The organism is Pelagibius marinus, from assembly GCF_014925385.1.
Taxonomy (GTDB): domain Bacteria; phylum Pseudomonadota; class Alphaproteobacteria; order Kiloniellales; family Kiloniellaceae; genus Pelagibius; species Pelagibius marinus.
This window is the reverse complement of record NZ_JACSDK010000014.1, coordinates 360,263-371,010: the sequence shown is the minus strand read 5'-3', so window position 1 is coordinate 371,010 and position 10,748 is coordinate 360,263. Positions and strand designations below refer to the sequence as shown.

The following is a 10,748-nucleotide window of genomic DNA, read 5'->3' as shown; positions in this document are numbered from 1 at the left end:
CTTGTCCTTGCCCTTGCCATTCCCGCCGCCGTTACCGCCGCCGTTGCCGCCGCCATTGCCGCCGCCGTTGCCGCCGCCGTTACCGCCGCCGTTACCGCCGCCGTTACCGCCGCCATTGCCGCCGCCGTTACCGCCGCCATTGCCGCCGCCGTTACCGCCGCCATTGCCGCCGCCGTTGCCGCCGCCGTTGCCGCCGCCGTTACCGCCGCCATTGCCGCCGCCGTTGCCGCCGCCGTTGCCGCCGCCGTTGCCCTTGCCCGCCGCGTCGGCAGACTTGCCCGGGGCGCTGGAACTGGCCGAGCGCTTCGCAGAAGACTTGCCTGCGGGTGTCGCCCCCACGTCAAGGCCGGGCGCGCTGCTGGAGGCCCGCGCCGTCTGGCCGGGCGTCACGTCGACGGATCCGCCGCCGCGCGTATCGGAAACGCCGACCCGGCCTTCGTTCACGGAGACGCTGGTATCCCCGGACTCGATGTCGACATCGAACTTGGTGCCCTTCACAACAGCCACCACGTAGGGTGTATGCACCGAGAAGGTGCCCGCCGGGCGCTTCTCGACGGTATAGGTCGCGCTGCCCGAGGTCTGGTCGATCTCCATCTTGCCGAAGGTGGATTGCCGCGCCGCCACCACCAGTGAGGTGTTGGGCCGCAGTTCGATCCGGTCCAGGCCCTTGGCGACCACGGCCGAGCCGGCTCCACCGGTACGCAGTTCCGCACCGTCCGGCACGCGGCTGTCGAGGGTCAAGTCCACCCAATCGCCGTTTCCGGCAGTGGCGCGCCATTCCGCCTTCCCGTTGGTGGCCAGTACCGACCACTCCGCGCTGGACGAAGCCACCTCGGGACGCATCATCATCGCCGCCGCAACGGCTATAAGAATGACGCCGGCCGAAATGATGACCTGGCGGCGAAGATCCGACGCAAAAAACTTGGTCGTGAATGCCATGGTTCCGTCTCCTGGATCCCAAGCCGCCCTTCCTCCGGCAAAAACCGAAAACATCCGGACGGCCCAATAGCCGGGCATACCTGTCCCGGCGAGGCCTGAAATCTGTCCCATAGTTCTAATAAAGGAAGATGAACGACTCTTTACCGTGCGCTACCTATTGGAGAATTTCCTCCCGACCAGCGCTCAAGTCCGTTCACCATTTAAGGGTTTGAATGCAGGCCCGAATTCCCCGGAATCCGGGCCTGGATCCTGCCGCAGCGCAAAAAAGAATCGCAAACTCGCAACTAACCGGAAGTGAGTAGATCGCCTGCGAAAATGGTTAACGCCCTTCCGGAGGGCCTACTCGACCGTGACCGCCTTGGCCAGGTTGCGCGGCTGATCGACGTCCGTGCCCTTGAGCACAGCCGTATGATAGGCCAGGAGCTGCATTGGCAGGCTGTAGAGGATCGGCGCGACAAAGGGGTCCACCGCCGGCAGCTCCACGACATGGGCCGCCTGGTCCCCGGCCCGGGCGATGCCTTCGGCATCCGACAGCAGGATCACCTTGCCGCCGCGCGCGGTCACCTCCTGCACGTTGGCCGCCGTCTTCTCGAACAGCGGACCGGCCGGCGCGCAGACGACGATGGGCACGTCCTCGTCGATGAGGGCGATGGGGCCGTGCTTCATCTCGCCGGCGGCATAGCCCTCGGCGTGGATATAGCTGATCTCCTTCAGCTTCAGGGCACCTTCCAGGGCGATGGGATAGAGGGCGCCGCGGCCCAGATAGAGGACGTCGCGCGCCTCCATGAGGTCGACCGCCATGGCGCGGATCGCCGCGTCGTGGTTCATCACCTCGGCGACGCGGGCCGGCACTTCCATCAGCGCCTGCGACAGCACCGCCTCGCGGGTCTTGTCGATGGCCCCCCGCTCCCGCGCCGTGGCCAGCGCCAGGCAGGCCAGGACCGTGAGCTGGGTGGTGAAGGCCTTGGTCGAGGCGACGCCGATCTCCGGGCCCGCCAGGGTCTGCAGGATGGCGTCGGACTCGCGGGCGATGGCGCTCTCGGCCACATTCACCAGCGACAGGATCTTCTGGCCGCAACGCTTGGCGTAGCGCAGCGCCTCCAGGGTGTCGATCGTCTCGCCCGACTGGGAGATGAAGAGGCTGACGCCCTTGTCTGGCATCGGCGCCTCGCGGTAGCGGAACTCCGAAGCGATATCGACCTCGACAGGCTGGCGGGCGATCTGCTCGAACCAGTACTTCGCCACCATGCCGGCGTAATAGGCCGTGCCGCAGGCCGAGATGGTCAGGCGCGAGACGTCCGAGAGGTCGATGCCGAGATCCGGCAGCTCGACGTTGCGGTTCAGCGGATTGAGGAAGGTCTGCAGGGTGTCGCCGATGACCGCCGGCTGCTCGAAGATTTCCTTCTGCATGAAGTGGCGATACTCGCCCTTGCCGATCAGAGCCCCGGAAAGCGCGGTCTGCTTGACCTCGCGCTCGACCGGCCGGTCCTCGGCGTCATGCACCTGGGCGCCTTGCTTGGTCAGCTCGACCCAGTCGCCCTCCTCCAGATAGCAGATGCGGTCGGTCAGCGGCGCCAGCGCCAGGGCGTCGGAGCCCAGGTACATCTCGCCGTCGCCATAGCCCACCGCCAGGGGAGAGCCGCGCCGGGCGCCGATCATCAGGTCGTGCCGCCCGGCGAAGACGATGGCCAGCGCGAAGGCGCCTTCCAGGCGCTTCAGGGTGGCGGCCACCGCCTGCTGCGGGGTCATCTGCTGGTCCAGGTAGTCGGAGATCAGATGGACCACCGCCTCGGTGTCGGTTTCGGTCTCGAAGCGGTGGCCCGCGGCCTCCAGCTCGCCGCGCAGCTGCTTGAAGTTCTCGATGATGCCGTTATGCACCAGGGCGACGCGCTCATTGGCGTGGGGATGAGCATTGGTCTCGGTGGGGCGGCCGTGGGTCGCCCAGCGGGTATGGCCGATGCCGATGGTCCCGTCGACCGGATGGCGCTCGACCACGGCGGCGAGATTTGAAAGCTTGCCCTCGGCCCGGCGGCGGTCGATCGAGCCGTTCATCAGCGTGGCGATACCGGCCGAGTCATAGCCCCGGTATTCCAGCCGCTTCAGCCCGTCGAGAAGCAGGGGAGCGACCGGCGCTTCGCCGATGATGCCGATGATGCCGCACATAGGGCCTTGATCCTTTGCTTGCCTGAACTCTGTTACGACGACTTGCGGCCGGAACTCTTCCCGGACTTCCCTGCCTCGGCCTCCTTGGCCGCCTGGTCCTTGGCCGCCTGGCGTTCGGCGCGGAAGCGCGCGGCCGTGCCTTCGCGGTTGCGCTGCTCGCTGCGCTCCACCGCCAGGGCGTCGGCGGGCACGTCCTCGGTGATGGTGCTGCCGGCGGCGACCAGCGCGCCCTCACCCACGGTCACCGGCGCGACCAGCGCCGTATTGGAGCCGATGAAGGCCTTGGCGCCAATGGTCGTGCGGTGCTTCAGGAAGCCATCATAGTTGCAGGTGATGGTCCCGGCGCCGACATTGGCCGCCGCCCCCACCGTGGCGTCGCCAAGGTAGGTCAGGTGGTTGGCCTTGGCGCCCTCGCCCAACTCGGCGTTCTTGATCTCGACGAAGTTGCCGACGTGGGCGGCGCGGCCCAGCCTGGCCCCCGGGCGCAGCCGCGCGAAGGGGCCCAGCACCACCTCGTCGCCGACCTCGGCCCCTTCCAGGTGGCAGAAGCTGCGGATCTCCACCCGGTCGCCGACGGTGACGCCGGGACCGAAGAAGACCGAGGGCTGCACCGTGACGTCGCGCCCCAAGCGGGTGTCGGCGGAGAGCCAGACGGTCTCCGGGTCGACCAGGGTGGCGCCCTCGGCCATGGCGCGCCGCCGCAGGCGGCCCTGCATGACCTGCTCCACCAGTGCCAGGTCGGCGCGCGAATTGACACCGAGGACCTCCTCGGCCGGACACTCGACCACGCCGGCCGGCCGGCCCTCCGCATGGGCCAGGCCGAAGATGTCGGTCAGGTAGTATTCACCCTGGGCGTTGTGGCTGCCGAGGCGCTCGATCAGGTCGAAGAGGCGGCCGGCGTCACCCAGGACGATGCCGGCGTTGCAGAGATCGATCTGGCGCTGCGCCGTGTCGGCGTCGGCGAATTCGACGATCTTCTCGATGCGCCCCTCCTCGCCCACCTTAGCTTCGTCGAGGATCACCCGGCCATAGGCCGCCGGGTCGGCCGGGCGAAAGGCCAGACCGACGAAGTCCGGCGCCTGCGCCGCGCGGCGCGCCTGGGCCAGGCGCTGCAGCGTCTCGCTGGTCAGCAGCGGGCAGTCGCCGAACAGCACCAAGAGGTCGGCCCCCCTGTCGACCAGGGGTTTCAGGGTTTCCCGGGCCGCGGCGACGGCATGGCCGGTGCCCAGCGGCTGCGCCTGCACGGCGCAGCGGCAGGGCGCTGCGGCGGCGGCCACGTCGTCCATCCCGGGCGCGATCACCACCACCGTCTCGGCCGGCGCCAAGGGACCCACGGCGGTCAGCACATGCCACAGCATCGGCTGGCCGGCGACCGGGTGCAGGACCTTGGGCAGATCGGATTTCATGCGGCTGCCTTTCCCGGCAGCCAGAACTACGACGGCAAGCTTACGATCGGACATAGTCTGGTCAGAATATCTCGACGTAAAAGGGACCTGGGAACTCATACTGTGCAGTAAAACGATAAACGACTCGCCGCCCCGAACGGTGCGGACTTTGCCACAGCGCAAATTTTCCCATCAAATCAACAATTGTTGCTGGTTATTACAGCCTGCCGCCGGAAGTGACAACAAGCTCTCTTGATGCCGCAGGCGCGGGAAATGCGAAAAGGCGGAACCAGGCTCCGCCCTGACCGAAACCGGAAAGAGAAAGAGGCGGGTACCGCTGGGTACCCGCCTCCTACTGCTTTGCACCAGTAAAGCCGAAATCGCGTCGTCAGTTCTTAGCGATGCGCCAAGCCGTTCCGGTAGGAACCACCCTGGCGGGTCGCACGGGAGACCGCAGCAAGCCGGCTCGCCGTCGACGGACGCGAAGATGCAAGGCGAGAAGCAATCAGGCGACGCGTCGCAATGGCCTTACGCGAAGGCGTCTTGCGGGCGATCGACCGACGAGCAGTCGTCTTGCGAGCGGCACTCTTGCGAGCAGCCGTCTTGCGGGCCGTGGTCTTGCGGGCCGGGCTCTTGCGAGCCGCAGTCTTACGCTTGACAACGCGCTTCTTGGCGGCCGTCTTGCGAGCCGGGCTCTTGCGAGCAGCCGTCTTGCGGGCGGTCGTCTTACGCGCCGTCGTCTTACGGGTCACGCGCTTCTTGGCGGCCGTCTTGCGAGCCGGGCTCTTGCGAGCAGCCGTCTTGCGGGCGGTCGTCTTACGCGCAGCCGTCTTACGGGTCACGCGCTTCTTGGCGGCCGTCTTGCGAGCCGGGCTCTTACGAGCCGTGGTCTTGCGAGCGGTCGTCTTACGCGCAGCCGTCTTACGCTTCACAACGCGCTTCTTGCCAGCCGTGCGACGGGTCGCCGTCTTACGGGCCGTGGTCTTGCGAGCCGGGCTCTTGCGAGCAGCCGTCTTGCGTTTCACAACACGCTTCTTGGCGGCCGTGCGACGGGTAGCCGTCTTACGCGCCGTGGTCTTACGGGCCGGGCTCTTGCGAGCCGCCGTCTTACGCTTCACAACGCGCTTCTTGGCGGCCGTCTTGCGAGCGGTCGTCTTACGCGCGGTGGTCTTGCGAGCCGGGCTCTTGCGAGCAGCCGTCTTACGCTTCACGACACGCTTCTTGGCAGCCGTGCGACGGGTCGCCGTCTTGCGCGCCGTGGTTTTGCGAGCCGGGCTCTTGCGAGCAGCCGTCTTGCGCTTCACAACACGCTTCTTGGCGGCCGTGCGACGGGTAGCCGTCTTACGCGCCGTGGTCTTACGGGCCGGGCTCTTGCGAGCCGCCGTCTTACGCTTCACAACGCGCTTCTTGGCGGCCGTCTTGCGAGCGGTCGTCTTACGCGCGGTGGTCTTGCGAGCCGGGCTCTTGCGAGCAGCCGTCTTACGCTTCACGACACGCTTCTTGGCAGCCGTGCGACGGGTCGCCGTCTTGCGCGCCGTGGTTTTGCGAGCCGGGCTCTTGCGAGCAGCCGTCTTGCGTTTCACAACACGCTTCTTGGCGGCCGTGCGACGGGTAGCCGTCTTGCGGGCCGTAGTCTTACGCGCCGGGCTCTTCCGAGCAGCCGTCTTACGCTTCACAACGCGCTTCTTGGCGGCCGTCTTGCGAGCGGTCGTCTTACGCGCGGTGGTCTTGCGAGCCGGGCTCTTCCGAGCTGCCGTCTTACGAACAACGCGCTTCTTGGCGGCCGTCTTGCGAGCCGGGCTCTTGCGAGCAGCCGTCTTGCGGGCGGTCGTCTTACGCGCCGTCGTCTTACGCGCCGGGCTCTTGCGAGCCGCGGTCTTCTTCACGACGCGCTTCTTGGCCACCGTCTTACGGGCAGCCGTCTTGCGAGCCGTCGTCTTACGAGCGGTCGTCTTACGAGCGGTCGTCTTACGGGCGGCCGTCTTCCGAGCCGGGCTCTTACGCGCGGTCGTCTTACGGGCCGTCGTCTTACGAGCAGTCGTCTTACGAGCAGTCGTCTTACGAGCGGTCGTCTTCTTCTTGGCAGCCGTCTTCCGAGCCGGGCTCTTACGAGCCGTCGTCTTCCGAGCCGTGGTCTTGCGAGCCGTGGTCTTGCGAGCCGTGGTCCGCCGGGCCGTGGTCTTCCGGGCAGCCGTCTTGCGAGCCGCAGTCTTGCGGCGCGCGGTGGTCTTCTTTGCGGTCTTGCGAACCGCCTTAGTACCAGACTTCCGGGAAGCCTGTTTGCTAGCGATAGCCATTGCTATTTCCTCGTCTAACTCCATAAACCCATTTGGATTTCGGCTAATGGCAAACGGTTATTATCCCGATTCAATTAATAAACGATTACCATTCCAGGTATCGACGAGACGCCTGATAGTACCGGTTATTCCGAACTTATCTTGAATGCCATACAATGACTGTGACCATTTAGAGTCACTTCAAACCATTGATATCAAAAAGAAAAATATTCAACCTCCGGTGCAGCACAACGGCATTTCAATGGTCTCCGGGCCTCCTCGCCGCAAGATGTCGCCCTACCACTTCATAGGGAATATTGGCCGGGACATGGGCCACGACATGGGCCGTGGGCGATTGTTTCTTGCTTGTAACGAGGTAGTCTTCGGCAGTGCAAAACAGCCGGGATTCCGGGCCTTTCAAGACCCCGCAAGAGGGGGAGGCCGTGCTTGACAGGCCGGAGCGCCTGTCCTAAATCACGCTTCCCTTTTGCCCAGCCCCGTTCCGGGGCCCGGCGACGGGCGATTAGCTCAGCGGGAGAGCGCTCCCTTCACACGGGAGAGGTCACTGGTTCAATCCCAGTATCGCCCACCATTCCCCGCAAAACCGCATTCCCAAGGTGTTCAGTAGCTGCTGATGCCGTCGATCTCGCACTCGCCGCGGGTGAAGGCCCGGCGGGGATAGCAGCCTTTCGACAGCTCGATAATCACCCAGCCCTGGCAGGAATTGAGGCGCACCCAGGCTTCATATCCCTTTTTGCCAGTACTCATCTGGCTTCCCTGGCGGCTGCCGTTGCGCATCATCACACTCACTATATCCCGGCCGTCGATCGGCAGGCCCGCCAAGTGCTCATCCGCCTCCGCACGGCAGGGCGCCGAGAGAGATGTATCGCCGACCTCCGGGGCGCACTGGCCGGCGGGACAGTCGTAGGCATCCTGCAGATAGGCCAGCAGCTGATCGCGGTCCTCCATCAGGACCTCGCCGTCAGCGGCCAGCTTGCCGCAGTGGCCCCCCTTGATGGAATCGTAGACCCGGATGCTGGCCAGCCCCTTGCGGCCATAGGGCGAAAGGTTGGCCAGTTCCGTCAGGTCGTGGGACAAGGTGTGATAGCCGCAGATGCTCAGCGCCGCCCCAATCTGCCCGATGTAGTACTCGAGCTTCTGCATCTCGGTCCAATTCTCCGACGGCCGGGCGCCCGATCCCGCGGCCGCCTGCGCGCCCGAAGGCAAGAGCCAAAGCACCGCCGCCACGGCAATCATCCAGCTACGCATCCCTGGTCTCCCAGTTTCTCAACAGCTGCTTTGCGCAGCCTGGTCCACCGAAGTGGCCTACTTGGTTTTTAATTCCACTCCGGCACGTCAATAGCTGCCGACGCCCTCGACCTTGCAGTCGCCACGGGTGAAAGCCTGGCGCAGAGAACAGCGCGGCGTGAGGTGCAGCACCATCCAACCCTCGCAAAATGCCAAGCGCACCCAGGCTTCGTGACCAGGTGATCCACTGACGATGACCTGGGCATCGCCAGCATTGCGTCCGATCATTTTGATGCTCTCGACATCATCTTCGCTGATGGAAAAGGAGCTCAAGTGATCTTCCGCTTCGGAGCGGCAGACGGCCGTTGCGGAGGCGTCACCGCTTTCCGGCCCGCAGTCCCCGCCCGGGCAGTCGTAGGTCTCGGTGAGATGAGCCAGGATCTTGTCGCGGTCGGCCAGGACCTCCCGGGCGCGCTCGGCATAGCGGGTGCAGCGGCCGCCCCGGATGGAGTCATACGACAGCGTGCTGCGCCAGCCCTTGCGGCCATAGGGCGTCAGGTCCGACAGTTCCTTCAGTTCGTAGGCGAGATCGGTGATGCGGCAGAGATTGAGGACGCCGGCGAGCTCGCCGAGGTAGAACTCGAACTTCTGCATCCGGGACAAGCTGTCGGGGGGTCCCCCTTTGGGGCCCGTTGCCGCCTCTGCCGCAAAGGCGAACATCACCGATGCCGCGGCCGCAGCGAAAATGCCAAAGCGCATACGAAAAATCCCCGTCCCCTGATCAACCGACCCGAATGCCAAGCTAGCACGCCACAAGCCGCAGGCGAAGCCGGACGTTGATCTATTTAGGGGGAAAACAACCGGGAATTCCTGCCCGCGGCGGCGAAAACGGCGCCCTGGGGACTGGGTCAGGCCGATTTTGCGGGCGGCAGGGCGTCGTCGGGATCGTTGCTGTTATCGGCCTCGGGGACCGGCAAGCTGCCCCGCTGCCGGGCAAGCCTGACCAGCCGCTCGCGCAGCACCTCTTCCAGGCTGCGCAGCGGGCGTTGCAGATAGGGGCTGACGAGGTCCTTGTCGTTCATGACCTCAACCTACGTAGGTTCTGCCTGAGAGGATGCTGTCGGAGTGACGTCATGCGGATACCCGCAGTAAGGGCCGCTCGAACGGCCTCAGCCCTCGCGCCAGGCGGCGGTGGACTTGCAGCGCTTGCAGACGCGCTCGCCCGGCCAGGAGCTCTCAAAGCGGTCGCGGCACATGAGGCAGCGCCTGACCTTGGAATCCTGCGGCTCTTCGGGGCCTGGCTTCGTGAGGGTAGCTTGCTTCATAGGTGCTACATAGGCCACGATTCAAGGGATTCAAGGGGTTATACCCACTCATGGCAACCCTTGAATGCGACTTATGCGTGTTTTTCACACAAAATCAAGAAGTCTTGCCACCTGTAATTGTTCAGGCGGCCTGCGCGGTGGGGCGGCGGGAAAAGCCACCGGAGAGCCCGAAAAGGGGCCGGAGGGAGGTGCCGAGGTAGCTGCCGCCCAGCGCCGCGGCGAACCACAGCCAGCCGTGCAGGCTGCCGGAGGCGATGCCGCTGAAATAGGCGCCGACATTGCAGCCGAAGGCCAGGCGCGCGCCGTAGCCCATCAGCAGGCCGCCGAGGGCCGCCGCCAGCACCCGGCGCCAGGGCAGGCGCCAGGCCGGATTAAAGCGCCCGGCCAGGCCCGCGGCCAGGAAAGCGCCGGCCAGCACGCCGAAGTTCATCACCGAGGTGCTGTCGGCGAAGACCGAGCCGGCCAGGGCGCGGCTGGGGAAGGGCCAGGTCCAGAAGGCGTAGGCGGAGAGGTCGACGCCCGCCGCCGCGGCCAGCTTGCCGCCCCACAGGGTGTAGCCGAAGCTGATGGTCCAGGGATGGCCGGCGGAGACCAGGGTGACGGCGTTGAGCACCCCCAGCGCCACCGCGCCCCAGACCAGCGGCCAGGGCCCGCTGACCAGCCGCCGGGCCGGCGATCCGCCGGGCGCCGCCGTGGCCGCGGGGTAGGGATTGCGCCGCCGCTCGATGACCAGCGTGGCCCCGGCGATGGCCGCAAAGACGGCGAGCTGCGCCGCCAGCGCCGGCCAGAGGCCCCAGGTCTTGAGGATCGAGATGCTGCCCAGGCTCGGCGTGTCGAGCCACCAGGGCAGATGCGCCGCGCCGATCACCGAGCCGACCATGAAGAAGATCAGGGTGAAGACCATGGCGGTGGAGCCGCCGCCCACGGTGTAGAGCGTGCCCGAGGCGCAGCCGCCGGCGAGCTGCATGCCGACGCCGAAGAGCGCCGCCCCGACCAGGACCGAGACGCCCAGCGGCGCCACGGCGCCGCCCACGTTGACGCCGATGGCCGCGCCCTCGGCGATGAGGGGGAAGAACAGCAGCGTCGCCACGCCCAGCATCAGCATCTGGGCGCGCAGCCCCTCGCCCCGCCCTTCGGCCAGGAAGACGCGCCAGGCCGAGGCGAAGCCGAAGGCGGCGTGATAGAGCACCAGGCCCAGCGCCCCGCCCAGCAGGTAGAGGCCGGCCATCTTCTGGCTGGCGCTGCCGGCGATGTAGAGCGCGCCGCCGGCCAGCAGCAGCAGGGCCGGAACCGTCACGCGCCAATCGGGGCGCTGGGGCGGGAGGGGAACGGACGATGTCATCGCTGGACGTTCTCTGGAGTGCTTCCTGATGCAAGATAAGAGCGCCGCCGCGCCCGTCTGTCGAGACGGG

General features: G+C 66.3%; 9 protein-coding genes and 1 tRNA gene. 1 reads left to right on the top strand and 9 read right to left on the bottom strand.

The genetic code is table 11. The features are described 5' to 3' along the window. The 4 genes from H7X47_RS17765 to H7X47_RS17750 all read right to left on the bottom strand — a co-directional run. Window positions 1–939, bottom strand: a 939-nt coding sequence (locus H7X47_RS17765) for a FecR domain-containing protein (protein WP_193370050.1), incomplete at its 3' end; no start/stop codon positions are given. A 339-nt stretch (window positions 940–1,278) separates the two neighbouring features. Then, on the bottom strand, window positions 1,279–3,102 hold the full coding sequence (glmS, locus tag H7X47_RS17760) for a glutamine--fructose-6-phosphate transaminase (isomerizing) (RefSeq protein ID WP_193370049.1): 1,824 nt from the start codon (window positions 3,100–3,102) through the stop codon (window positions 1,279–1,281). 32 nt (window positions 3,103–3,134) lie between these two features. Then, entirely contained in the window at window positions 3,135–4,562 is a 1,428-nt protein-coding gene (gene glmU, locus H7X47_RS17755; RefSeq protein WP_193370048.1) for a bifunctional UDP-N-acetylglucosamine diphosphorylase/glucosamine-1-phosphate N-acetyltransferase GlmU, read from the bottom strand. A 320-nt stretch (window positions 4,563–4,882) separates the two neighbouring features. Then, window positions 4,883–6,784 (bottom strand): histone H1-like repetitive region-containing protein, encoded by a 1,902-nt coding sequence (locus H7X47_RS17750; RefSeq protein ID WP_227010564.1) that lies wholly within the window; start codon window positions 6,782–6,784, stop codon window positions 4,883–4,885. Window positions 6,785–7,280: 496 nt separating this feature from the next. Between H7X47_RS17750 and H7X47_RS17745 the strand changes: the two genes are divergently transcribed. Beyond that, window positions 7,281–7,355, top strand: a tRNA-Val gene (locus H7X47_RS17745). A 29-nt stretch (window positions 7,356–7,384) separates the two neighbouring features. Here the strand turns inward: H7X47_RS17745 and H7X47_RS17740 are convergent. The 5 genes from H7X47_RS17740 to H7X47_RS17720 form a co-directional block, all read right to left on the bottom strand. Next, window positions 7,385–8,032: a hypothetical protein gene (locus H7X47_RS17740; RefSeq protein ID WP_193370046.1), complete on the bottom strand. Its 648-nt coding sequence runs from the start codon at window positions 8,030–8,032 to the stop codon at window positions 7,385–7,387. Between the two features lie 87 nt (window positions 8,033–8,119). Then, window positions 8,120–8,665: a hypothetical protein gene (locus tag H7X47_RS17735; RefSeq protein ID WP_193370045.1), complete on the bottom strand. Its 546-nt coding sequence runs from the start codon at window positions 8,663–8,665 to the stop codon at window positions 8,120–8,122. A gap of 254 nt (window positions 8,666–8,919) precedes the next feature. Continuing rightward, entirely contained in the window at window positions 8,920–9,093 is a 174-nt protein-coding gene (locus H7X47_RS17730; RefSeq protein WP_193370044.1) for a hypothetical protein, read from the bottom strand. A gap of 87 nt (window positions 9,094–9,180) precedes the next feature. Beyond that, the gene (locus H7X47_RS17725) at window positions 9,181–9,336 is read right to left on the bottom strand and encodes a hypothetical protein (protein ID WP_193370043.1); all 156 of its coding nucleotides are present in this window, start codon (window positions 9,334–9,336) and stop codon (window positions 9,181–9,183) included. Between the two features lie 121 nt (window positions 9,337–9,457). Then, window positions 9,458–10,633: a YeeE/YedE family protein gene (locus H7X47_RS17720; protein WP_319633630.1), complete on the bottom strand. Its 1,176-nt coding sequence runs from the start codon at window positions 10,631–10,633 to the stop codon at window positions 9,458–9,460. Between the last annotated feature and the right edge of the window lie 115 nt (window positions 10,634–10,748).